The organism is Micromonospora sp. WMMA1363 (assembly GCF_030345795.1).
Lineage (GTDB): Bacteria > Actinomycetota > Actinomycetes > Mycobacteriales > Micromonosporaceae > Micromonospora.
On sequence record NZ_JAUALB010000001.1, the window covers coordinates 1,343,580 to 1,367,546 of the forward strand.

Annotated in this window: 21 protein-coding genes and 2 pseudogenes; 9 read left to right on the top strand and 14 right to left on the bottom strand. The window is 73.6% G+C overall.

Annotated features, from left to right (window positions below):
• The 7 genes and pseudogenes from lnt to kdd all read right to left on the bottom strand — a co-directional run bounded on the left by lnt (position 1) and on the right by kdd (position 9,210).
• Positions 1–1,640: pseudogene (gene lnt / locus QTQ03_RS06200) on the bottom strand (apolipoprotein N-acyltransferase).
• An 810-nt stretch (positions 1,641–2,450) separates the two neighbouring features.
• Positions 2,451–3,794, bottom strand: coding sequence for a glutamate mutase L (locus QTQ03_RS06205; RefSeq protein WP_289277139.1), 1,344 nt, complete (start codon positions 3,792–3,794; stop codon positions 2,451–2,453).
• Positions 3,791–4,189: a 3-aminobutyryl-CoA ammonia lyase gene (gene kal, locus QTQ03_RS06210; RefSeq protein WP_289277140.1), complete on the bottom strand. Its 399-nt coding sequence runs from the start codon at positions 4,187–4,189 to the stop codon at positions 3,791–3,793. Before kal ends, QTQ03_RS06205 begins: the two co-directional genes overlap by 4 nt.
• A complete protein-coding gene (kamE, locus tag QTQ03_RS06215; protein ID WP_289280705.1) occupies positions 4,186–4,956 on the bottom strand; it encodes a lysine 5,6-aminomutase subunit beta in 771 nt (256 codons plus the stop codon). The genes kal and kamE overlap by 4 nt, the downstream gene beginning before the upstream one ends.
• A gap of 2 nt (positions 4,957–4,958) precedes the next feature.
• Positions 4,959–6,518, bottom strand: coding sequence for a lysine 5,6-aminomutase subunit alpha (kamD, locus tag QTQ03_RS06220; RefSeq protein WP_289277141.1), 1,560 nt, complete (start codon positions 6,516–6,518; stop codon positions 4,959–4,961).
• A gap of 59 nt (positions 6,519–6,577) precedes the next feature.
• Positions 6,578–8,143, bottom strand: a complete 1,566-nt coding sequence (locus tag QTQ03_RS06225) for an amidohydrolase (RefSeq protein ID WP_289277142.1) — start codon at positions 8,141–8,143, stop codon at positions 6,578–6,580.
• A gap of 5 nt (positions 8,144–8,148) precedes the next feature.
• Positions 8,149–9,210 carry an L-erythro-3,5-diaminohexanoate dehydrogenase gene (gene kdd, locus QTQ03_RS06230; protein WP_502889702.1) on the bottom strand — a complete coding sequence of 354 codons (1,062 nt, stop codon included), beginning with the start codon at positions 9,208–9,210 and terminating at the stop codon, positions 8,149–8,151.
• Positions 9,211–9,355: 145 nt separating this feature from the next.
• On the opposite strand from kdd, the gene QTQ03_RS06235 reads away from it, so the two are divergent.
• The gene (locus QTQ03_RS06235; RefSeq protein ID WP_289277143.1) at positions 9,356–10,750 is read left to right on the top strand and encodes a KamA family radical SAM protein; all 1,395 of its coding nucleotides are present in this window, start codon (positions 9,356–9,358) and stop codon (positions 10,748–10,750) included.
• A gap of 209 nt (positions 10,751–10,959) precedes the next feature.
• Here the strand turns inward: QTQ03_RS06235 and QTQ03_RS06240 are convergent, their stop codons facing one another.
• The gene (locus QTQ03_RS06240) at positions 10,960–11,154 is read right to left on the bottom strand and encodes a CsbD family protein (protein ID WP_289277144.1); all 195 of its coding nucleotides are present in this window, start codon (positions 11,152–11,154) and stop codon (positions 10,960–10,962) included.
• A gap of 174 nt (positions 11,155–11,328) precedes the next feature.
• On the opposite strand from QTQ03_RS06240, the gene QTQ03_RS06245 reads away from it, so the two are divergent.
• Entirely contained in the window at positions 11,329–11,940 is a 612-nt protein-coding gene (locus QTQ03_RS06245) for a histidine phosphatase family protein (protein WP_289277145.1), read from the top strand.
• Here QTQ03_RS06245 and QTQ03_RS06250 read toward each other — a convergent pair.
• The 3 genes from QTQ03_RS06250 to QTQ03_RS06260 all read right to left on the bottom strand — a co-directional run bounded on the left by QTQ03_RS06250 (position 11,870) and on the right by QTQ03_RS06260 (position 14,306).
• A complete protein-coding gene (locus QTQ03_RS06250; protein ID WP_289277146.1) occupies positions 11,870–12,376 on the bottom strand; it encodes an Lrp/AsnC family transcriptional regulator in 507 nt (168 codons plus the stop codon). The two genes, QTQ03_RS06245 and QTQ03_RS06250, sit on opposite strands and share 71 nt — an antisense overlap.
• An 86-nt stretch (positions 12,377–12,462) precedes the next feature.
• A complete protein-coding gene (locus QTQ03_RS06255; protein ID WP_289277147.1) occupies positions 12,463–13,605 on the bottom strand; it encodes an acyl-CoA dehydrogenase family protein in 1,143 nt (380 codons plus the stop codon).
• Positions 13,602–14,306: an aminopeptidase P family N-terminal domain-containing protein gene (locus tag QTQ03_RS06260; protein WP_289277148.1), complete on the bottom strand. Its 705-nt coding sequence runs from the start codon at positions 14,304–14,306 to the stop codon at positions 13,602–13,604. The genes QTQ03_RS06255 and QTQ03_RS06260 overlap by 4 nt, the downstream gene beginning before the upstream one ends.
• A gap of 170 nt (positions 14,307–14,476) precedes the next feature.
• On the opposite strand from QTQ03_RS06260, the gene QTQ03_RS06265 reads away from it, so the two are divergent.
• The gene (locus QTQ03_RS06265) at positions 14,477–14,695 is read left to right on the top strand and encodes a hypothetical protein (RefSeq protein WP_289277149.1); all 219 of its coding nucleotides are present in this window, start codon (positions 14,477–14,479) and stop codon (positions 14,693–14,695) included.
• Between the two features lie 59 nt (positions 14,696–14,754).
• Complete coding sequence (locus QTQ03_RS06270) at positions 14,755–15,666, top strand: 5'-3' exonuclease (protein WP_289277150.1); 912 nt, start codon at positions 14,755–14,757, stop codon at positions 15,664–15,666.
• Positions 15,667–15,727: 61 nt separating this feature from the next.
• Here QTQ03_RS06270 and QTQ03_RS06275 read toward each other — a convergent pair whose 3' ends face one another.
• Positions 15,728–16,765, bottom strand: a complete 1,038-nt coding sequence (locus QTQ03_RS06275; protein ID WP_289277151.1) for an ABC transporter substrate-binding protein — start codon at positions 16,763–16,765, stop codon at positions 15,728–15,730.
• Between the two features lie 65 nt (positions 16,766–16,830).
• Here QTQ03_RS06275 and QTQ03_RS06280 point away from each other — a divergent pair.
• The 5 genes and pseudogenes from QTQ03_RS06280 to QTQ03_RS06300 all read left to right on the top strand — a co-directional run bounded on the left by QTQ03_RS06280 (position 16,831) and on the right by QTQ03_RS06300 (position 22,581).
• Positions 16,831–17,932 (top strand): annotated as a pseudogene (locus tag QTQ03_RS06280) (FecCD family ABC transporter permease).
• Complete coding sequence (locus tag QTQ03_RS06285; protein ID WP_289277152.1) at positions 17,929–18,954, top strand: FecCD family ABC transporter permease; 1,026 nt, start codon at positions 17,929–17,931, stop codon at positions 18,952–18,954. Before QTQ03_RS06280 ends, QTQ03_RS06285 begins: the two are co-directional and overlap by 4 nt.
• 29 nt (positions 18,955–18,983) lie before the next feature.
• A complete protein-coding gene (locus QTQ03_RS06290) occupies positions 18,984–19,793 on the top strand; it encodes an ABC transporter ATP-binding protein (protein WP_289277153.1) in 810 nt (269 codons plus the stop codon).
• A complete protein-coding gene (locus QTQ03_RS06295; protein ID WP_289277154.1) occupies positions 19,790–21,952 on the top strand; it encodes a penicillin acylase family protein in 2,163 nt (720 codons plus the stop codon). The genes QTQ03_RS06290 and QTQ03_RS06295 overlap by 4 nt, the downstream gene beginning before the upstream one ends.
• 38 nt (positions 21,953–21,990) lie before the next feature.
• Complete coding sequence (locus tag QTQ03_RS06300) at positions 21,991–22,581, top strand: GNAT family N-acetyltransferase (RefSeq protein ID WP_289277155.1); 591 nt, start codon at positions 21,991–21,993, stop codon at positions 22,579–22,581.
• A 42-nt stretch (positions 22,582–22,623) separates the two neighbouring features.
• Here QTQ03_RS06300 and QTQ03_RS06305 read toward each other — a convergent pair whose 3' ends face one another.
• Positions 22,624–23,313, bottom strand: coding sequence for a RibD family protein (locus QTQ03_RS06305; RefSeq protein WP_289277156.1), 690 nt, complete (start codon positions 23,311–23,313; stop codon positions 22,624–22,626).
• On the bottom strand, positions 23,306–23,965 hold the full coding sequence (locus QTQ03_RS06310) for a GTP cyclohydrolase II (RefSeq protein ID WP_289277157.1): 660 nt from the start codon (positions 23,963–23,965) through the stop codon (positions 23,306–23,308). Before QTQ03_RS06310 ends, QTQ03_RS06305 begins: the two co-directional genes overlap by 8 nt.
• Positions 23,966–23,967: the final 2 nt, after the last annotated feature.

Below are 23,967 nucleotides of genomic sequence, written 5' to 3' on the forward strand. Positions count from 1 at the left end.
TCACCGATTCCCGGCGCGCTCCAGTACACGCCGGGGCTCTCCCGCGCCCGCTGTGTGCTCCCGCCGGCGCCGGACCGCGGCCGCCGCGAGGGCCGCCACCGCCAGGCCGGTCAGCGCCACCTCCGGCCACAGCCCGACCCGGGTGGCCAGCGACCGCCCGTCGGCGAGGCGAAGCTGCCGCACCACGACTGCGCGGGTGTTGAACCCGGTGGCATCGCTTACCCGCCCGTCCGGGGAGACGAACCCGGACACGCCGACGGTGGAGGCCATCAACGCCGGTCGGCCGTGCTCGACCGCCCGCAACCGCACCATCGCCAGTTGCTGGCGGGCCTCGGCCACGTCGAAGGTGGCGTTGTTGGTCTGCACCACCAGCAGCTGCGCGCCACCGACGACGGTGTCGCGGACGACCTCGTCGTAGGCGACCTCGAAGCAGATGACGTCACCGAGCACGGCGGGACCGGTACGGAGCACGCCCGGGGCGGCCCCGGGCACGAAATCCGCCCGTACCCGGTCGACCTGGCTGCTGACCAGACGGGCCACCTCCCGCAGAGGCACATACTCGGCGAACGGCACCGGACGCCGTTTGGTGTACAGCTGCCGCAGGTCCGGCCCGCTACCCGGACGCCACAGCAGTCCCGCGTTGCGCACCTGCCCCTGGTCGGGCCCACGCAGCACCGCCCCGACCAGGATCGGCGCCCCGATCGCGTCGGCGGCCGACTGGATCCGGGCGCCGGCGGTGGCGTCGCGCAGCGGGTCGATGTCGCTGGAGTTCTCCGGCCACACCACCAGATCCGGGCGGGGTCGGACGCCGTCGGCGACCTCGGCGGCCAGGTCGACCGTGGCGTCGACGTGGTTGTTGAGCACCGCCCGGCGTTGGGCGTTGAAATCCAGCCCGAGCCGGGGCACGTTGCCCTGCACGATCGCCACGGTGACCGGATCCCCACCGCCCCCGGCCCCCACCGGCACGAGCAGCCCACCCGCCGGCACCGCCAGCGCGGCGGCAGCCACCACGGCCACCGGCACCCACCGCCGGTCGACGGCGGGGCGACGCCGCGTCTCGTGCCACCACCACACCGCGGCGACACCGCACCCACCGGTGAGCGCCGCCGCGAAGGTGACCAGCGGCGCCCCGCCCACGGCGGCGAAGCGCAGCAACGGCGACTCGTCCTGGCTGAACGCCAGCCGGCCCCACGGGAACCCGCCGAACGGGGTGCGGTCCCGCAGCGCCTCCTGCGCCACCCACAGCACGCCGGTCAGCGCCGGCCACGCCCACCGAACCCGGTCCGCGAGGGGCGACACCCACGCGGTGGCCGCGCCCAGCAGCGCCAGGTAGCCGGCCTGCAACAGCGACAGCAGCACCCACGGCAGGTAGCCGGTGTGCAGGTTCGTCCAACTCAACATCGGCGCGAACAGCGCCACCCCGGTCAGGAAACCCAGCCCCGCCCCGGCGCGCGGTCCCCGCCGGTGCGCCGCGGCGGCCAGCAGGGCCACCCCGACCGGCGCGAGCGGCCACACCCCGTACGGAGGGAACGCGAGCAGCATCGCCAAACCCGCCGCTGCCGCCGCGGGCACGGCCACCAGGTGCGGCAGCGGGCCCGGCGTCGTCTGCGTGGCCGTCACCGGCACCTCACCTCGATCACGCACCGAAGGCTACCCGGCCAGGGTGGTGTGGCCCGGCCGGTGGCTCGCCGGCGAGGTGCGTCACCGCGGAGGTGTACGCCGCCAGCCGGTCCCGGCGGGGTGCCGTCCGCGACGGTCACGACGTCGACGTTCGGCCCGGCGAACACGCCAGCGAAATACCCCTGCTCGCGGATAGGCCACGAACACGCCCAGGTCGACGGCGCTCACCGCCTCGGCCGCGCGACAGGGACGAAATCGGGGCGCGGCGTGAGCCGCGCCCCGATGCTCCCAGGCCCTTCCCGGCCGGTGGGGCGAGGATGCGACGCGCCGACCTTCGGACCGACCCGACGCTGGGCTGGCTGCCCCCGCCTGACCGTTGTCTACTGGCCGTGCTCCTCATCCTGCCCGTACACCGGTAACCGCGGCCGGTTCGCGCCGCCCCGCCGACCCCCGCCCGCTGGACCTGGCCGCCGCGACCACGTGCACGTGTCGCTCGGCCAGCGGACGAAGGGACGAAGCGAACAACAGCCGCTTCCCGTAGTAGGACTCAAAGACGGTACGTGCTACCCCCGGGCGCTGTCAACCCAGCCCCGACGAGTCGCGGCGTGAACCCCCGGCGTGTCGCGTCGGCTCGACCACGGGCCGAGGAAGATCGGTATACAGCGCCCGCACCACGCTTCCCTTCCGGCGGCCTTGGGGATTCGAGCCTGCCGACGTCCCCGGTCCGGTGCGCTTGTGCCACGGAACCGGAACAACCAATGGCGCTGTTCGTTCTCGTTCGGGTACACCCAGCAACGGATCGGACCGCACGGGTGCCTCCACCACGCCTGTCAGCAAGGGCCCCCTTCCTGCACACGCAACGCGAGGGCACGGGCCGCGGCCGGGTGGTCGGCGGCGAGCAGCCCGGCCGCGGCCAGAACATAGTCCACGTCGACGACCGGCCGGGCGGCGCGCGGCAGCGGCCACCCACCGGCGTGGTCGGCGAGCACCGCGGCGAGCACGGCAACGGCGTCGGCGGGCGGAGCGTGCCGCAGCACCCCGCCGGAGCCGACCAGCAGCGTGACGTCCCGCAGATCCCGGCCGGCGCGTTCCCCGGTAGCGGCGCCGCGGGCGTGCCGCCGCAGCGCCACCGTGGCCGCGAAAACGGCGATCCGCGCGTCGACCGCCCGCTCGGCGGCGTCACCGGGAAGGTAGCCCGGATCCGCGGCGCGGGCCACGGCAGCCGCAGCCAGCCCATCGGCCCCACCAGGGTCGAGCAGGCGTTCCTCCACCGCCGCCCGCACCACGCCCGGCGCACTCCACCGCATCCCCAGGTCACCCTCGACGGTGCGGGCCCGCCACAGGCTACCGGCGACCTCCCGGCCGGGACCGGTTTCCCGCTCGTCGGGGGTGAGCACCGAGTAGACGTCGGTGGTGGCGCCACCGACGTCGACGACCGCCAGGTCCCCGCCGAGGGCGTCGGCGAGCACCTCCACCCCGGTCAACACCGCGTCGGGGGTGGCCGCCCCGACCAGCCTGGAAAACCGCGGACCGCGGGACAGCCGCTTACCGCCGATCACGTGCCGCAGGAACACCTCCCGGATCGCCGCGCGCGCGCCGGCGGGGGCGAGCACCCCGATCCGGGGCAGCACGTTGTCGGCGACAGTGACCGGCACCCGCGCGGCGGCGAGCAGGTCATGCAGGTCGTCGCGGACATCGGCGTTGCCGGCCAGCACCACCGGCACCCGCCAGCGGGCCTTCGCCAGCCGGGTCGCGTTGTGCGCCAACGTGTCCGCGTCACCGCCATCGGTGCCGCCGACCAGCAACACCACGTCCGGACGGGCAGCGCGCAGCGCCGCCAGGTCGGCCCCGCCGAGCCGGCCGGCGGCCACGTGCACCACATTCGCCCCGGCCGACAGGCCGACCCGCCTACCCGCCTGCGCCGTGACCAGACGCTCGTGGCCGATCACCGCCAACCGCAGCCCGCCGCCAGCCGACGAGCACACATACCACGGGGCGTCGCCGGCCGACAGCCCGGCGGTGGCCGCGGCGACAGCAGCGTCGAGGCCGTGCAGCACGTCGCTGTTCACCGTCGTGGGCGCCGCCGCCGCCGAGACCAACCCACCGCCGTCGAGGTCGACCACCGCCACCTTGGTGTACGTGGAGCCGACGTCGGCGCAGACGGCGACGGTCACGCCGGCGTCGGGACGACCACCGTGCCGGTGGCGGTGACCGCGACGACCGGCGGGTCGAGCACCTCGGCCGCGGACTCCCCCTTGTCGGGACGGCCCCGGCACACCACCACACAGCTCAACTCCAGCGTGCGGCTGCGGCTGCCCACCCGGCTGACCCGCGCGGTCACCTCCACCACGTCACCGGCGCGGACCGGCGCGGCGAACCGCACGTCGGAGTACCCGGCGAACAGCCCCTCGTCGCCGTCGGTGCGGATACACACCTCGGTGGCCACATCACCGAACAACCCCAGCGCGTACGCCCCGTCGACCAGGTTCCCGGCATAGTGCGCGTGCGCGTACGGCACGTACCGCCGGTGTGTCACCGTCAACCCCAGCCGGGGATCCTGCCCGCTCATGCCACCTTCTTCCTGTTCGTGATCAGCGCGTGCACCAGATAGCTGGCCACCTCACCCGGAGTGGTGCCCCGGCCGAAGATCCGGTCCACCCCCAGCTCGTCGGCCATTGTCTCGTCGAACCGGGGCCCGCCCACGATCAGCAACGGCCGTCTGCCGGTCGGCATCGCCTCCCGGAACGCCGCGGACATCTCCCGGGTGTTGTGCAGGTGCGCGTCGCGTTGGGTGACCACCTGCGACACCAACACCGCGTCCGCCCGTTCGGCGCGGGCCGCCTCCACCAACTCCGGCACGCTCACCTGGGCACCCAGATTGGTGACCTTCAACTCCCGGTAGTACTCCAGGCCCTTCTCCCCCGCGATGCCCTTGACGTTGAGGATCGCGTCGATGCCCACGGTGTGCGCGTCCGTCCCGATACACGCCCCCACCACCGACAGCTTCCGCCGCAGCTGACGCTTGACGGCGGCGTTGACCTCCTTCGCGCCCAGCAGCGGATAGTCCCGCTCCACCACCTGCACCGCAGACAGGTCCACCAGGTGGCTCACCCGCCCGTACACCACGAAGAAGGTAAACCCGTCACCCATCTGCTTCGCGTGCACCAGCATCGCCGGGTCGATGCCCATCTTCCCGGCCAGCTGCACCGCCGCGCCCTCGGACCGCTTGTCGTGCGGCACCGGAAGCGTGAACGACACCTGCACCATCCCGTCGCCGGTCGTGTCCCCGTACGGCCGGACGATCGTCTTCCCGCCGCCGCCATCCCCCTCGAACACAGTCACGCCGCCGCCTCCAGGATCTCGGCGGCCGGGTTGTAGTAGTCGGCCTCCTGCCGCGCCACCCCGTCCAGACCCTTACCCCGGTCCGCCGGCCGCTTCATGATCCCGAACGTGCCCTCGGCGATCGCCGTCAGCAGCGACTGCTCCCCGATCCGCTCCAACAGGTCCACAGCCTCACCCAGCACGCGGTGAGCGCGCCGCTGGATGAACCCGCCAGGCGCCGGAACGAAGTCCTCACGCAGCCCACCGGCCGCACCGAGCACGTAGCGCACATTCTGCAGGGCGATGTCCCGGTCCGACAGCCACGGCGTCACCACCGCCTCGGTCATCATCCCCACCAGCAGGATGCCCTGCCCCGTCATCGTGCCGACCAGATTGAAGAACCCGTCCAGCAGGTTGCCCCGGAACACGTCGCCGGTCATGTGCTTCGTCGGCGGCATCCACTTCAACGGCGCGTCCGGGAACAGCTCCCGCGCCAGCAACGCGTGCGCCAACTCCAGACGGAACGACTCCGGCACATCCGGGTTGATCTCGAACGCGTGCCCCAGCCCCAACAGCCCGTCCGGCAACCCCGCCTCGTGCGCGAAGTACTCGTTGAGCAGCTGTGACACCGTCACCGTGTGCGCCTCATCCACCGCGTCGGCGGTGGTCAGGTAGTTGTCCTCGCCAGTGTTGATGATGATCCCCGCCCGGGCGTGCACCTGCCGCGAGAACCGCTGGTCGACGAACGTGCGGATCGGGTTGATGTCGCGGAACAGAATCCCGTACATCGAGTCGTTGAGCATCATGTCCAGCCGCTCCAGGCCAGCCAGCGTCGCCATCTCCGGCATGCACAGCCCCGACGCGTAGTTCGTCAACCGCACATACCGGCCCAGCTCCTTCGACGACTCGTCCAGCGCCGCCCGCATCAGCCGGAAGTTCTCCTGCGTCGCGTACGTACCGGCGAACCCCTCCCGGGTCGCGCCCTCCGGCACGTAGTCCAGCAACGACTGCCCGGTGGAACGGATCACCGCGATGACATCCGCCCCCGCCCGCGCCGCCGCCTGCGCCTGCGGAATGTCCTCGTAGATGTCCCCTGTCGCCACGATCAGGTAGATCCACGGCCGCTGCCGCGGATCCCCGTACCGCTTCACCAGCCGGTCCCGCTCGGCACGGCGACGATCGATCCGCCGGACGCCGGCGGCGACTGCCCTACGGGCAGCCCGACGCGCCGCCGTCGCCGCCCGCCCCGTCGGCTGCGTGAACCGCACCGACCCGGCAGCGGCCTTCTGCGCCAGCAGCGTCACATCCATGATCTGCTCCCGGGCCAAGGCGTCGAACACCGGCACCGCCACCCCGTGCCCCAGCCCCACATCGGCCACCACCGCGTCCACCAGACGGTTCACCCACGGGATGCCGTCCGGGTCCGCGCCGGACACCCCGGCCAGCCGCAGCACTGCCCGCTCCACCGACACCGTCGTGTGACTGCGCGCCAGCTCCACCACCGGCGCCCCCACCCGGGCCGCCAGCTCCCGCGCCCGCGCCACCAGCGCCGGATCCAGATCAAGCTTGGAACTCACACCGTCACCCCACCCCGCCGGCGACGACGCTTCGCGCCCCGCCGCGATGGTCCGCTCCCTCACAACGACCCTTCCTCATAAATCACCTCACCACGCAGCACCGTGCGCCGGCACACCGGCAACGGCGTCAGATCCTGCGGACCGCGCGTCTCCGGATCGTCGGACTGCACCACCGGCAGCCCCCGCTCCACCCCCGCCGGGGTGTCCCACACCGCGAACGTCGCCGGCGCACCCAACGCCAGCACCCCGTCGCCGTCCAGGTGCACCGCCCGCCACCCACCCCGGGTGTGCGCCGCGAACGCCGCCCGCACGCTCATCCGCTGCGCCGGATTGTGGTGTGCCGCCGCTGCCCGCACCGCCCCCCACGGGTCCAGCGGTGTCACCGGCGAGTCCGACCCGAACGCCAGCGCCACCCCGACCGAGTGCATCGCTCCCAACGGATTCGACTCCAACGACCGGTGCAGACCCAACCGCGACTCGTACATCCGGCCCGCCCCACCCCACAACCGGTCGAACGCCGGCTGCACCGACGCGACGACCCCGAACTCCACGAAACCGGCGATCAGCCGCTTACTCATGATCTCCGCATGCTCCACCCGGTGCCGCGCCGCCCGCACCCGGTCGGTGCCCAACGTCCGCGCCGCCGCCGCGAACCCATCCAGCACCGTCGCGATCGCCGCATCCCCGATCGCGTGGAACCCGCCCTGCAGGCCGTGCGCCGCGCAGTCCAGCAGATGGTCACGCACCTGGTCGACCGACAGATACCCGTGCCCGCACCCGTCCCCGTCCAGGTACGCCTCCGACACGTGCGCCGTCCGCGCGCCCAACGCACCGTCCGCGAACAGATCCCCACCAGCGCCCACCGCACCCAGGTCCCGGGCCCGCGCCGCCCCGCCCAGCTCACCCCAGTACCCGTACACCTCCGGCAGCCCCGCCCCGGACATCGCCAACAGCCCGGTGAAATCCTCCTCGTCGGAGATCTCCGGGCCACCGCACTCGTGCACCGCCGCGATCCCCAACGACGCCGCATGCGCCAGAGCCACCCGCTGCGCCTCGACCCGCTGCGCCCGACTCACCGACGCGAACGCCGCCGCCCGCACCACGTGGTGCGCGTCCCGCCGCAGCCACCCCGACCCGTCGTACCCCGCCGCGGCCACCACGTCCGGACACGCCGCCAGCAACGCCCGCGACACCAGTGCCGAATGGATCGACGCCTGCGACAGGTACACCCGCCGGCCACCGGCCGCCCGGCCCAGCTCGTCCGCGTTCGGCGGCTCGGACACCGGCCAGCCCGACTCGTCCCAGCCGTGCCCCAGCACCACCGCGTCCGCCGGCAGGTCACCGGCGAACGCCGCCACCGCGTCCAGCAGCCCCGCCGCCGACCGCACACCGGACACGTCCAGACCCGACAACGCCAGCCCCGTGTCGGTGGCGTGCACGTGCGCGTCCACGAACGCCGGCGTCACCAACGCCCCGGCCAGATCCACCACCCGGTCGGCGGCCGGCGCTTCAGCGTCCGACCCCAGCCAGGCGATCCGGCCACCGGACACCAGCAGGGCCGTCGCGTTCGGGTCCGCGGGGCAGTGCAGCATCCCGCCGCGGTACAGAGTCGAGGGGTTCGTCATGGCACTCAGTCTGCCGCCAGCCGCGCCTCGAACAGCCGGCGCACCCCCGGCTCGGCGCGCAGCAGCTCCAGCGCCAACTCGGCGTGACCCGGCACATACCCGTTGCCCACCAGCATCGTCACATCCGCCGCCAAGCCCTCCGCGCCCAGCGCCGCCGCGGCGAAACTCGTCGCCATCGAAAAGAACACCACCGTGCCACCGTCGGCGGTGGCCAGCACCGCGCCGTGCTCACACCCCGGCACGTCCACGCACACCACGGTCACGTCCGCCGGTGCCCCCAACGCCGACGTCACCGCCGCCGCCAACGACACCGGATCCCGCGCGTCCGCCAGCGCCACCACGTCGGCAAGCCCGGCCGCCTCGAGCGCGTCCCGTTCCGCGGCCACCGGAACCACCCCGACCGTACGCGTCGCACCCGCCCGCCGTGCCGCCGTCAGCGACAGCGACCCGCTCTTGCCGGCACCGCCCACCACCGCCACGCTGACCGGCCGGGCGTCCCCCTCGCGCGCCCGGTCGGCCACGTACCGCCCCACCACCCGCGCAGTGAGCGCCGGCGCACCACACACGTCCAGCACCGCCAGGGACAACTCCGGGTGCAGGTCCGCCGGCAGCACCGCTGCGATCGAGCGGGCGAACAGGACCGCGTACCCGTCGCACGGCACCTGCTCGCTACGCCCGTCCCAGCCGGCCAGGCCGTCGACGATGGCCAGCGGCGTCAGCGTCAACGAGACCAACGTCGCCACCCGATCACCCGGCCGCAACCCCAGCGGCGATCGCCGGCCCACCTCCTCCACGGTGCCGATCAGCATGCCGCCCGAACCCGTCACCGGGTTCTGCATCTTCCCCCGGGCCGCGACGATCTCCAGCACCTCGGCGCGGACCCGCTCCCCGTCCCCACCGTGCTTCTCCCACAGCTGCCGGAAGCTCGCCGCGTCCAGGTTCAGCCGTTCCACCCGGATCCGCACCTCGTCCGGCCCGATCACTGGGCTCGCGTCCAGCCGCCGAGCCGCCTGCGGCAGCACCCCCGCCGGCTCCAGAACGCGGTGCAGACCCACCGGTGACGTCACGCCGACCTCCCCTGTCCTGCCGCCCGAACCCCGGATCAGGATTCGCGTCGCGGGAAAACTTCCGGCAGAATAATTACTGCACCGGATATTTTCCAGTAGCGTACGGGACCACTGATCATCCGCACCACACCCCGGAGGAGGGGCCGTGACCCAGACCCAACCGGCGCCGACCACCCCCGCGCCGGCCCCCACCCCCACCGCCGGCCAGCCATACGAATACCGACGGGCCCCCCTCGTCGAACCCGACTGGACCCGCTTCCCCGGCTGGCGCCACGTCACCCGCGACCAGTGGGAATCCGCCCAGTGGCAACGCGTCAACTGCATCAAGAACATCAAGCAGCTCCGCGCCGTCCTCGGCGACGACATCGACGAGGCCTTCTACGCCGACCTCGAGGCCGACCAGAAGGCCCTGGCCACCATGTCCATGCTGGTGCCGCCACAGATGCTCAACACCATGGCGCCGTCCGTCCCGATGACCACTGAGGCGTTCTACGCCGACCCGATCCGGCGCTACATGATCCCCGTCGCCTCCGACCGGCGCACCGACTGGCCCTCACACCCCTACGCCAGCCGCGACTCACTGCACGAGCACGACATGTGGGTCGCCGAGGGCCTCACCCACCGGTACCCCACCAAGGTCCTCGCCGAGCTACTCTCCACCTGCCCGCAGTACTGCGGGCACTGCACCCGGATGGACCTGGTCGGCAACTCCACCGCCGCCGTCGACAAGCTCAAGCTCACCCTCAAGCCCGTCGACCGCTACGACGCCCACATCACCTACCTCAAGGCCCACCCTGGGGTCCGCGACGTCGTCGTCTCCGGCGGCGACGTGGCCAACGTGCCCTGGCGCAACCTCGAGTCATACCTGATGCGCCTGCTCGAGATCGAGACCATCCGCGACATCCGGCTCGCCACCAAGGCGCTCATGGGCCTGCCCCAGCACTGGCTCCAACCCGACGTGGTCGAAGGCCTCGAACGGGTAGCCCGCACCGCCGCCCGACGCGGCGTCAACCTGGCCATCCACACCCACGTCAACCACGCGCAATCCCTCACGCCGCTGGTCGCCAAGGCTGCCCAGACCGCCCTCGACGTCGGCGTCCGCGACGTCCGCAACCAGGGCGTCCTCATGCGCGGTGTCAACGCCACCACCCCCGACCTGCTCGACCTCTGCTTCGCTCTACAGGGCGAAGCGGGCATCCTCCCGTACTACTTCTACATGTGCGACATGATCCCGAACGCCGAACACTGGCGGGTCCCGGTCTGGTACGCCCAGCAACTCCAGCACGACATCATGGGCTACCTGCCCGGCTACGCCACCCCGCGGATCGTCTGCGACGTCCCGTTCGTCGGCAAGCGCTGGGTCCACATGCTCACCGAGTACGACCGCGACCGCGGCATCTCCTACTGGACCAAGAACTACCGCACCTCCATCGAGTCTGCCGACCTGGAGGCTCTGAACAAGCAGTACGCCTACTACGACCCGATCGACACCCTGCCGGAGGCCGGCCAGGCCTGGTGGCACGCCCACCGCGACGACTGACCGCCGCCTACGCCGTCACCCCGGGTCCCCAGGGCCCGGGGTGACGGCGTTCCCGGCCCACCCGCGAAGCCGGCGGACAGTTCCACAGTGGTGCGGGACGGACACCGCATCCGCATCCGCCGCCATGCCACCAGGCACGGGCTGTCCGCGGCCGGACCGGTGACAGCGGTGCCCCCGGGGACACGTCCCCGGGGGCACCGCGCCGCACGTCACCGTCGGACGGCGCGCTTCATGTCACGCCCCGCCTGCTTGACGTCCTCGCCCGCCTGCCGGGCCCGCGCGTCACCCCGCTGCGCGACTCCCTCGGCGCGCAGCCGATCGTCGCCGCTCACGTCACCGATCCGCTCCTTGGCCGCACCGGTCACCTCGGCGGCCTTGTTCCTGGCCTTGTCGGCGAAGCCCATCGCTGCTCCCCTCGGTCGATTGTCTCGGCGCTGTCATGGGGTTCCCGGCCTGCCGAGTGTTATGTGTTCCGGGGAGGGCGGAGTCACGTCGCCTAAGGCATCCTAGGAAGATAGACTGGTAGCTCGGACTGCCGACACGGTGCGAATCGGCCGGACGGATGGTTGACTGTGCCGGTGAGCGAGATCCTCCTCATCCGGCACGGCGAGACCACCTGGAGCGCCAGCCACCGGCACACCTCGTACACGGATCTGGCGCTGACCCCCGACGGCGAGCGGCAGGCCCGCGCGCTCGGCGAGCTGCTCGCCGGCCGGCGGTTCGCCGCCGTCGTCACCAGCCCCCGCGCCCGGGCCCTACGCACCGCCCAGCTCGCCGGCCTCACCGTCACCCGGGCAGAAGAGGACCTCGCCGAGTGGAACTACGGCGAGTACGAGGGCCGCACCACCGCCGGGATCCGCGCGGAGCGCCCAGACTGGACGATCTGGACCGACGGCGCCCCCGGCGGTGAGTCACCCGACCAGGTCGGCACCCGGCTGGACCGGGTGCTCGCGCGGGTCACCCCGCTGCTGGAGCACGGGCCGGTGGCGCTGGTCGGTCACGCGCACAGCCTGCGGGTGGCCGGAGCGCGGTGGATCGGCCTGCCGCCGGTCGCCGCCGGTCGGCTACGGCTCGACACCGCCACCGTCAGCGTCCTCGGCCACGAACACGGCCAGCAGGTCATCCTGCGCTGGAACCAGCCGTCTCCCCTGTCGTCCGGGTCCGCGACCGCGACGTCCGCCCGGCATTGATCCTCGGCGAGCGGCCCTCGTACGGCGTCGACAGCACCACCGTCGTCCGGGTGGTCACGTTCGCCGCCATCCGGATCTCCTGAAGCACCCGTTCCAGGTCCGCCGGGCCGGCCACCCGCACCAGCAGCAGGTAGAAGTCCTCCCCCGCCACCGAGTAGCAGGAGTCGATCTCCGGCAGGTGGGCCAGCCGCTCCGGCGCGTCGTCGGGTTGCGACGGGTCGAACGGACGGATCGCCACGAACGCCGTCAAGGGCAGGTCCAGCGCCTCGAAGGAGACCCGGGCCTCGTACCCCTTGATCACGCCGCGCTGCTCCAGCCGGCGGACCCGCTGGTGCACAGCGGACACCGACAGCCCCACCTTCTCCGCGAGATCCGTGTACGACAGCCGACCGTCGACGGTCAGCGCGGCGACGATGGCGCGGTCGATCTCCTCCACGGCGAGCAACCTACCGGGAAAACGCCGCACGTGCGACGACAGGCCGACCGACCACCACGGTCGGTCGGCCAGCCCGTCACGTACCGTCAGCTCTTGGCGAGAGCGCGGGAGATCACCAGGCGTTGGATCTGGTTGGTGCCCTCGACGATCTGGAGCACCTTCGCCTCGCGCATGTAGCGCTCGACCGGGTGGTCGGCCACGTAGCCTGCGCCACCGAGCACCTGCACCGCGTCGGTGGTCACCCGCATCGCCACGTCGGTCGCGAACAACTTCGCCTTGGCCGCCTCGATCGAGTACGACCGCCCGGCGTCGCGCAGCCGAGCCGCGGCCAGCATCAGCGCCCGCGCGGCCGAGATCTGGGTGGCGGCGTCGGCGAGCATGAACCCCAGCCCCTGGAAGTCGACGATCGCCCGCCCGAACTGCTGCCGCTGGATCGCGTACCCGACGGCGTAGTCCAACGCCGCCTGGGCGAGGCCGACCGCGCAGGCGGCGATGCCCAGCCGGCCCGAGTCCAGCGCGGACATGGCGATGCCGAAGCCCGCGCCGTCCCCGCCGATCAGACGGTCGGCCGGCACCCGCGCGTCGTCGAAGGCGATCTGCGCCACCGGCGACGCGTGCAATCCCATGGTCCGCTCCGCCGCCTGCGGGTGGATGCCGGCGGTGGACCGGTCGGCGAGCAGGCAGGAGATGCCCTTCGGGCCGGGCCCGCCGGTGCGGCAGAAGACGTTGTAGAAGTCGGCGACCCGGGCGTGCGTGATCCACGCCTTGGTTCCGGAGACGACGTAGACGCCGCCCTCCCGCACGGCCCTGGTGGTGAGGGCGGCGGCGTCCGAGCCGCCCTGCGGCTCCGACAGGCAGTACGCCCCGAGCAGCTCTCCGCCGATCATGTCAGGCAGCAGCTTGCGCTGCTCGTCCGTGCCGTACCGGGCCAGCGGGAAGCAGGACAGCGTGTGCACGCTGACCGCCTCGGCAACCGCGAGCCACCGGCTGGCCAGGATCTCCAGCACCTGCAGGTAGACCTCGTACGGCTGGGCGGCACCGCCGTACTCCTCGGGGTAGGGCAGGCCGAGCAGGCCCGCCCGGCCCAGGGTGCGCAGCACCTCCCGGGGGAACTCGGCGCGCTCCTCGAAGCCGGCGGCCCTGGGCGCGAGTTCCCGGTCGGCAAGGTCGGTGGCGAGGTCGAGCAGGTCGTGGGCCTCGTCGGTGGGGAGGATCCGGTCGACAGTCATAGCGCGATGAGCTCCGTGGGGGTGGTGTTGAGCCGTCGTACGCCGTCCGTCGTGCAGACGACGATGTCCTCGATCCGGGCACCATGCCGCCCGGGGAGGTAGATACCGGGTTCGATCGAGAAGGCCATTCCCGGCTCCAGCGCCCGGGTGTTGCCGGCGGCGACCTCGCGCTCGGTGCGCCCCGGCCGCAGCCACTCCCCCATCCGCTGGTGCACGGCGTCGATCGCCGCGCCGGCCTCGGCAAGGGCGGCCACCTCGGCCGGGGACCTGCGGATGCGCAGCTCGCGCAGCACGTCGGAGGCGAGGCGCTGAGTCGCGCCGGGCAGCGCCGCGCGCAGCGCGAGCACCTGCTCCGCCCACATCCGGTCCGCCAGTCCGACCGCCGCGACCGGCCCGCCGAGGGCCGCCGCGACCAGCGGGTACGGGTCGGTCCCGTCGCCGTGGTCAACGATGCGGACACCGGTGGCCGGCGCCGGGGACGCTTCGGCGGCGGGCCGCTCCAGGGTGGGCACGATCAGCGTGGGCGTTCCCTCGGCGGGCACCACCAGCAGGGTGAGCCGCTCCCCGGGGTGCGCGTCGTACCCGGTCAGGTAGCACAGATCCGAGCCGGGGCTGAGCAGCAGCGCGTCCAGGCCGGCGGCGGCGGTGGCACGCCGCGCGGCGGCCAGCCGGCCCGGCGGGTACAGCGCGTCGAGTCCCACCCGGTCAGCTTAACGCTCGTTCGGCCCGCCCCGGTCCGGGCGTCGGCTCACGACCTCGGCTACCGGCGGAGCGGGCGCCCCACGCCAGCCTTGTCGGGTTGCGGCGCGCCGACGCCGAGACACCGATAGCCTCGGGACAGACCGTGACCGGGCGGGAGGGACCGACGACCGTGGCAGCGAGCGATCCGGGCCGGGCCGGGATCCGCAGCCGGCTGCTCTGGTCCGGCATCCTCGCCGTGATCGGCTTGATCCTGCTCTTCGTCGGCCTGACCGTCGCCGACGGCACCGCCGCCTGGATCGAGGTGGCCGTCGCCATCGTGCTGTTGCTGGTCAGCTACGGACTCCAGTACGTCGCCCGGCGGGAGGGCGTCTACCGGGACCGCGGCTGACCCCGCCACCGGCGTCGGCGTCCACCCGGTCGTCGGTGCGGTGTGCCACGCTGTCGGGCGTGACAGCCCCGATCATGCTCGTCGACGCGCCCAGTCTCTACTTCCGGGCGTACTTCGGTATCCCCGAATCCGCCGCCACCACGCCGGACGGCCAACCGGTCAACGCCGTCCGGGGCTTCCTCGACATGCTGGCGACCCTGATCCGTAACCGCCGGCCGGGCCGGATGGTCTGCGCGATGGACCACGACTGGCGGCCCGCCTGGCGGGTGGCGCTGCTGCCGTCGTACAAGGCGCACCGGGTCGCGCCGGAGGGCGGCGAGGTGGTGCCCGACACGCTCGCCCCGCAGGTGCCGGTGATCCTCGACGTGCTCGACGCTGTGGGCGTCACCACCCTCGGTGCCGCCGGGTTCGAGGCCGACGACGTGCTCGGCACCCTGTCGGTCACTCAACCCGGGCCGGTCGAGGTGGTCTCCGGCGACCGCGACCTGTTCCAGTTGGTCGACGACGCTCGGGACGTGCGACTGCTCTACGTGGGGCGGGGCGTGGCCAAGCTGGAGGACTGCGACGACGCGGCGGTCCGCTCCCGCTACCGTGTGCCGGCCGCCCGGTACGCGGACTTCGCCGCGCTGCGCGGCGACCCCAGCGACGGGCTGCCGGGCGTGCCGGGCGTCGGCGAGAAGACCGCGGCCCGGCTCGTCGACCGGTACGGCGACATCGACGGCATTCTCGCCGCGCTGGACGACCCGGACTCGGGCTTCGCACCCGGGCTACGGACGAAACTCGCCGCCGCGCGGGACTACCTGACGGTCGCACCGAAGGTGGTTAGGGTCGCCCTCGACGTGCCGCTGCCGGACCTGCCCACCGACCTGCCCGCTGCCCCGGCCAACCCGGAACGACTGCTCGAACTCGCCGAACGGTGGAACCTCGCCGGATCCGCCCGCCGCCTGGTCGACGCCATCGCCACCCGGTAGGCCACCACGCGGCCCCACCGGTCACCGCCCGGCGGCTGCCGGGCGGTGACAACGACCGCGGTCAGGTGGTGACCTTCTTCGCGCCCTTGATCGCGGTGGCCAGGTTCTCCAGCAGCGGCGCGGCGCCGGAGTACGAGAAACGCGGTACGGCGTCCCACGGGGTGACCTGGCCGGCCCGCACCGCGGGCAGTTGGGTCCAGGTGGGCTTGGTGGCGAGATCCGCGGGCTGCAGCGCGGTGCTCCGGTTGTCCAGCAGGATCAGGTCGGCCGGGAACTTGCCGGCGTTCTCCCAGCTGAGCGCCTCGAAGTAGTCGCCCGCCTCGAGTTTGGTGGGCACCACGATGTCGACGCCCAACTCGGCGAAGTACATCAGGTCGGTGCTGACCTTCGGGTTGGACACGTAGAACACGTCGGGGCTGCCGGAACAGGCCATCACCCTGAGGCCCGGGTTGGCCCGCACCGCCTGGCGGACCGACTCGGCGGCGGCCTCGAAGCGGGCCTTGGCGTCGGTGACCCTCGCGGCCGAGAGGTCGGCGCCGAGGGACTCGGCGAGCTGCGCGTACCGCTCGATGGGCGTGGTCATCGGCACCCGGGCGGTGGTGATCGCGGCGACCGGGGCGAGGGGAACGATCTTGTCCTTGCTCTCGTCCGGCACGTACCAGAGGGCACCCGGGTCGTACATGTGGGTGACCAGCAGTTGCGGGTCGAGAGCGGCGTACTTCTCCAGGTTGAACTCACCCCAGACGTTGCCGAGGATCTCGACGCCGGCCACGTCCAGGTCGCCGGCCTGCGGATCCTTGCTGCCGTCGGAGCGCGTCGTCTCGCCGAACACGCCGACGATTTCCTTGTCGAGGCCGAAGTCGACCAGTGCGGCGGCCACGCCGGTGAAGGCGACCACCTTGCTCGGGCGGGCGGCGGCAGAGAGCTTCTCGCCCCGGTCGTCGGTAAAGGACCAGGGGCCGCCGGAGCTACCGCCGGTGGACGGTGCTGCGGTGTCGTCGCGGCCGCAGCCGGCGAGGAGGGCGGCCACGCCGGCGCCACCTGCGGCGGCGAGCAGGCCACGACGGGAGAGTCGGCGGGCGGAGACGGGATGCGACATGGCAGGGTCTTTCGTCGGGGTCGCAGATGACCATGGACAGCGCGGTTAGGTTAACCTAGCCTAAGATGCTGTCAAGTCCGGCTTGCGCACCGCACCACCTCGGAGCTCACCCTGTCCGTCACGCACCCACCCCGGTCCGACCTCGTGGCGGCGAGCCCGGCCGCGCCGCCACGCCGAGATCGCGTCGCCGCCCGCACCGCCGGGCTCGCCGCCGCCGGGCTCCTACTCGGCGCGGTCGTGGCGCTCAGCATCGCCGTCGGCGCGAAGGCGCTACCCCTCGCCGAGGTGTGGCGCGGCCTGCTCGACCCCGCCGCCGCCGAGTACCCCGTGGTGCACCGCATGCGGCTCCCCCGCACGCTGCTCGGCCTACTCGCCGGCGTCGCGCTCGGCGTGGCCGGCGCGGTCATGCAGGCGCTCACCCGCAACCCGCTCGCCGATCCCGGACTACTCGGTATCAACGCCGGGGCCTCAGCGGCGGTCGCCACCGGCGCGGCCGTGGTCGGCGTCGCGGGTGTCCGTGGGCAGGTGTGGTTCGCGCTGCTCGGCGCCGCCACCGTCACCGCCGCCGTCTACCTGATCGGCGGCGGTCGGGGCGCCACCCCCGCCCGGCTGGCCCTTGCCGGAGCGGCGCTCAACGCCACCCTCTACTCGTACGTGAGCGGTGTCATGCTGCTCAACACCGCCTCACTGGAACGGCTGCGGTTCTGGACCGTGGGGTCCCTGGCCAACGCCGAACCCGCCACGGTCGCCACGGTGACCCCGTTCATCGCGGCCGGGCTGCTGGTCGCGCTCGCCGCCGCCCGGCCGCTCAACGCGCTCGCGCTCGGCGACGACACGGCGCGGGCGCTCGGCGCCCGGCCCGCCCTGATCCGGGGCGCGGTCGTCGTGGCGGTCACGCTGCTCTGCGGTGCCGCCACCGCCGCCTGTGGACCCATCGTCTTCGTCGGGCTGCTCGTGCCGCACCTGGTGCGCGCGCTCACCGGGCCGGACCTGCGCTGGCTGCTGCCGTACTGCGCGGTGCTCGCGCCGGTGCTTCTGCTCGGCGCCGACGTCCTCGGTCGGGTGCTGAGCCGGCCCGGCGAGCTCCAGGTCGGCATGGTGACCGCGGTGCTCGGCGGGCCGCTCTTCCTCTGGCTGGTGCTCCGCCGGCGGGTGGCACACCCGTGATCGTTCTGCGTACCCCCGGCGGCTGGTCGCTGCGCCTGCGGCCCCGTGCCCTCGCTGTCGGCACCACCTGCGCACTGCTCACCGTCGCGGTGGGCGTGCTGGCGCTCGGTTACGGCGACTACCCGATGAGCGCCGCCGACGTGCTGCGCACCCTGGCGGGAAACGGCACCCCCGCCGAGGACTTCGTCGTTCACGAGCTGCGGCTGCCCCGCCTGGTCACGGCTGCCGCCGTGGGCGCCGCGCTGGCGCTGGCCGGCGCGGTCTTCCAGTCACTGGTCCGCAACCCGCTCGGCAGCCCCGACATCCTCGGCTTCACCCAGGGCGCGGCCACCGGCGCGCTGCTGGTGGTCGTCGCCGGCGGGAGCAGCGCACTGCTGTCCGGCGCCGCCGTGGCCGGCGGGCTCGGCACCGGCGTGCTGGTGTACGCGCTCGCCTGGCGGCGCGGCGTGCACGGATACCGGCTGGTCCTGGTCGGCATCGGGGTCGCCGCGATCCTCACCGGCGTCAACGGGTGGCTGCTCACCCGCGCCCCGCTGATGGACGCCGCCCGCGCCGTGCTCTGGCTCACCGGCAGCCTGGACGGACGCGGCTGGTCGCACGGCGTACCGGTCGCCCTGGCCGTGCTCGGGACGGCCGTCGTGCTCGCCGGCGCCGGGCCGGCGCTGCGGCTGGTCGAACTGGGCGACGACGCCGCCACCGCCCTCGGCGTCCAGGTGCGGCGGCTGCGGCTCGCCCTGCTCGCCACGGCCGTGCTGTTGGTCTCCCTCGCCGCGGCCGCCGCCGGCCCGGTCAACTTCGTCGCGCTCACCGCGCCGCAGCTGGCTCGGCGGCTCACCCGCGCCCCCGGGCCGAACCTGCTGCCCTCGGCGGCCCTCGGGGCGCTGCTGTTGGTCTCCGCCGACCAGGTGGCGCAGCGCGCCTTCGCCGGCCACCAGCTGCCGGTGGGCGTGGTGACCGGGATACTCGGCGGCGGGTATCTGATCTGGTTGCTCGCCAGCGAGCGCCGGGCCGGCCGGTTGTGACGGCACCGAACGAGAACGGAGCACCGAGCATGCAGTCCCGGTTGCGCGGCACCGCGATGACCCTCGCCTACGAACGGCGGACCATCGCCCGCGACCTGACCGTCGACATCCCGGACCAGTCCTTCACCGTGGTCATCGGGCCGAACGCGTGCGGCAAGTCGACGCTGCTGCGGGCCCTGTCACGGTTGCTCAGGCCGGCCGCCGGCGCGGTGCTGCTGGACGGAGAGGACATCCAGCGGCGACCGGGGCGGGCCGTGGCCCGCGCCCTCGGCCTGCTGCCGCAGTCGTCGATCGCGCCGGACGGCATCGGCGTCGCCGAGTTGGTCGCCCGGGGCCGCTACCCGCACCAGGGACTGCTGCGGCAGTGGTCCCGCGAGGACGAGCGGGTGGTTACCGAGTCAATGGCCGCCACCGGCGTCACCGACCTCGCCGACCGCCCGGTCGACGAGCTCTCCGGCGGGCAGCGGCAGCGGGTGTGGCTCGCGATGGCCCTCGCCCAGCAGACCCCGCTGCTGCTGCTGGACGAGCCGACGACCTATCTGGACATCGCCCACCAGATCGAGATCCTCGACCTGTGTGCGCGGCTGCACGAGGAGCAGGGCCGCACGCTGGTCGCCGTGCTGCACGACCTGAACCACGCCGCCCGGTACGCCACTCATCTGATCGCGATGCGCGACGGGCGGGTGGTCGCCGCCGGAGCGCCCCACGAGGTGGTGACCGCCACCCTCGTCGGGGAGGTGTTCGGACTGTCCTGCCGCGTCATCGACGACCCGGAGACGGGCACTCCGCTGGTCGTCCCGGCGGCCCGGCGCCGCGTCGCGGACGAGGTCACGGCGTGACCGCCCGGGTGTTCCGGGACCGGTGGGGGGTGCCGCACCTGCGGGCCGACGACCCCGCCGAGCTGGCCTTCGCACAGGGCCGGGTCACCGGGCACGACCGGGCCTGGCAGATCGAGGTCGAACGGCACCGGTCGCTCGGCACCAGCGCCGCGTTCCTCGGCGCGGACGCGGTGCCGTGGGACCGTTTCGCCCGCCGGACCCGCCTGGACGACACCGCCCGACGGTGCCACGCCCGGCTCGACGCGGCGACCGCCGCCTGGGTGGGGCGATACGTCGACGGGGTCAACGCCGGGCTCGCCGACGGCGCGGCCCGCGACCCCCGGTTCGGCGCCGTCGCGCTCCCTCCCGGCCGGTGGGAACCATGGACGCCGCTGGCGATCTGGCTGACCCACCACGTGCTCTTCGCCGGTTTCCCCGGCAAACTCTGGCGCGAGCACGTCGCCCGCCGGCTCGGCCCGGCCGCCGTGCCACTGTTCCACGCGGACGGGCCGGCCAGTTCCGGCAGCAACGGCTGGCTGCTCGCCGGTTCGCGGACCGCCACCGGCGCCGCGTTGCTGGCCGGCGATCCGCACCGGTACATCGAGGACCCCGGGATCTACCAGCAGATCCGCCTGGCCTGCCCGGAGTACGACGTGGTCGGCCTGGCCGTGCCCGGGGTGCCGGGCATCGCCCACTTCGGACACACCGGTGCCGTCGCCTGGGCGATCACCAACGCGATGGCCGACTACCAGGATCTGTACGCCGAACGGCTGCGCCGCCACGGCGGCGGTGTCGAGGCGTACGGGCCGGACGGCTGGCGGCCCGCGCGGACGCACACCGAGCCGATCGAGGTGGCCGGCGGCGACCCGGTCGAGGTGGAGGTCGTGGAGACGGATCGGGGACCGGTGGTGGTCGGCGGACCCGACTCGTCCGAGGCGATCAGCCTGCGCTACCCGTCCCGGGCCACCGGTGAACTGGGGTTCGCCGCGCTACCGGCGCTGCTGCGCGCCCGGACGGTCGCCGACGTGGACGCGGCGGTGGACCGCTGGGTCGAGCCGGTCAACGTCGTCCTCGCGGCGGACACCGCGGGCGGTCTGCTGCACCGCGTCGCCGGTGCGGTACCCGACCGGCACACCGACAACCGGCTTGGCGTCGTGCCGGCGTGGGCGCCCGCGTACGCCTGGCGGGGCTGGCACCCGATGCCGCGGGCCGACGTCCGGGACGTCGCGGTGATGGCCAACGAGTGCGGCGTCTCCGCTCCGCTCGGCGTGGAGTTCGCGCCCCCGCACCGGGCCCGGCGGATCCGGGAACTCCTCGACGCCTCGTCCGGCTGGAGTGCCGGGCGGATGGGCGAGGTGCACACCGACACGTACCTGGCCCCGGCCGAGCCGCTGCTCGCGCTCCTGGCCGACCTGGCCGACCTTCCGCCGGAGGCCGCCACGCTGCGGGACCGGCTGCTGCGCTGGGACCGTCGGATGGCCGCCGCCAGCGGCGACGCGGGAGCGTTCGCCGCCCTCCGGTCGGCCCTGGTCCGGCGGATCGCCACGCATCCCGCCCTGGCCGCGCTCGCCGAGCCGCCGGCGTACCCGGAGGTGTTCGCGCCCTGGCTGGCGGTATCGCCCCGGGTGGCGATTGCGCTCAACACGCTGCTGGTTCCCGGCGCGCTACCCGGACTGGACGCGTCGGCGCTGACCCGGGACGCGCTGCTGGAGGTCGCCGGCAGCGACCAGGACCCCGCCGTCGGCGGGACGGGCGCCCGGTGGGGTGCGCGGCACCGGCTCGCACCGTGGCGGGCCCTGCCCGATCCCGGGCCGGGCGACCCGCCGTCGGATGCGGACACCGGGCCGGACGCGGAGACCGGGCCGGAGCTGCCGGTCGGGCCCGACCGCGGCGCCGCCGGCGGGCCGGAGCTGGACGGAGACCACGACTGCGTGCTAGCCACGTCCAGCGTGCCCGGGTTCACCGACCTGTGCCTGCGTGGGCCGGCGGCGCGGTACGCCTGGGACCTGGCCCGACGCGAGGACAGCCGCTGGGTGGTGCCGCTCGGCGCGGACGGCGTGCCCGGCACCGCGCACCACGACGACCAGCTGGCGGCGTGGCGGCGCGGGGAGCTGCTGGCGGTGGTCACCGACTGGGCCGAGCTGACCGAGGAACGTGGCACCGACGAGGGCCGTGACTGAGCGGCACGGGCCGAGGAACACGACGCGTGAGGAGTGACATGGGTGCCCCGGCGGTGTTCGGGCGGGATGTCGCCGGCTTCGGCCGAATCGAGCTGCGGGCGGTGGACCCGGGTCGCGACGCGGACCTGATCCACGGCTGGGTGAGCCAGGAGCGGGCGCGTTTCTGGGGCATGCGCGACGCCGGCCGGGACCGGGTCGCGGAAATCTACCGGCACGTCGACTCGCTGCCCACCCACCACGCGTGGCTCGCGTACCGGAACGGGATGCCGGCGGCGCTGTTCCAGACGTACGAGCCGGCCGCCGACCCGGTCGGCGAGGTCTACGACGTCCAGCCCGGCGACCACGGCGTACACCTGATGATCGGCCCCCCGGTTCGCCCGGAGCGCGGCTTCACCGGCCAGCTACTCGGCGTGCTCGTCTCGTTCGTCTTCGCCGACCCGGAGCACCGGCGGATCATCGCCGAACCGGACGCGCGCAACGATCGAGCGGTGACCCGCCTGCGCCGAACCGGCTTCGTCGACGGGCCGCTGGTCGACCTGCCCGACAAGCAGGCCCGCCTGATGTTCCTCGACCGTCCGAGCCGAGCATCGGCGGATGCGTCGCACCGTCGGAGCGCGGCGGTGCGCTGACGCCAGGCAGGAGACGGCCTGCCCGGGGGGACGAAACTCACACTAGCCGGTGCAGCGGTCGGAGAGCGCGTAGCGGACCAGCGCGACGTCGCCGATCTGGCGGACCTCGGCGACGCGGGCGCGGCGCCGGGCATGCCAGGGGAAGCGGCCGTCGCCGACGAACCGGGGGGCGCGGCTGTCCCCGACGAAGAACGGCGCCACCACCAGATGCAGCTCGTCGGCGAGCCCAGCGGTGAGGAACTGCGCGTGCACGCTGGCGCCGCCCTCCACCATCAGCCGCCGCACGCCCCGGCCGGCCAGGTCGGACAGTGCCCAGGCCAGGTCGGCCGGCTCCCCGGCATCGACCACGGTAGCCCGGCCGCCGATCCGCTCCCGGGTCTTCTCGGTCGTCGCGGTCGTGCAGTAGACGATCCGGTCGGTGTCGCCGACGGTGAAGAACCGGGCTCCCGGATCGAGGTCGCCGCAGCCGGTGAGGGTCACCCGGGCCGGCGAGGCGGGCAGCCCCCGGGCGACCCGGGCGGCGCGGCGGGCGGCGGAGCGCACCAGCAGGCGCGGGTCGTCCCGCCGGACCGTGCCCGCCCCGACCAGGATGGCGTCACACCCGGCCCGCACCTGGTCGATCCGGTCCAGGTCGGCGTCGTTGGACAGCAGCAGTCGGTCCGCGGTGGCGTCGTCGATGTACCCGTCGATCGACGCAGCGCAGCTGAGCAGGACGTACGGGCGCTCAGTCATGGACGAAAGGCAGATCGAGGGCGTGGTCGCCGCGGGTGACCTTCGCCGCGAGGTATCCGGCGTTCACCGGTGAGAGGAACACGCCGGTGGGCACCCGGTCGGCGACGGCGACCCCGAGCCCGCTCAGCTGGCTGGCCTTGTCCGGGTTGTTGCTGAGCAGGGCGATCCGGTCCACGCCGAGCGCGGCGAGCATCTGCGCCGCGACCGTGTAGTCCCGCTCGTCCTCGCGGTGGCCGAGCGCGAGGTTCGCCTCGTACGTGTCGAGTCCGGCGTCCTGCAGCGCGTACGCCTCCAGCTTCGCGTACAGGCCGATGCCCCGCCCTTCCTGCCGCAGGTAGAGCAGATAGCCGCCGGTGGCGGCGATGCGTTCGACCGCCTCCCGAAGTTGCGGGCCGCAGTCGCAGCGCTGGCTGCCGAACACGTCCCCGGTGAGGCACTCGCTGTGCGGCCGAACCAGCGGCACCGACCGGTCCGCCTGTGCCGTCGCCTCGGTCGTGCGGGCCCGGTCGCCGAGCCCGAAGGCCAGATGCTCCCGCCCGTCGGTCAGGCCGTCGAAGGAGAAGACCCGGGCCGCGGCGACGTAGCCGTCGGAGAAGCGCAGTGGGACGGTGACCTGCGTACGGATGGTGGTGGCGGGCAAAGCTGGAAGCATCG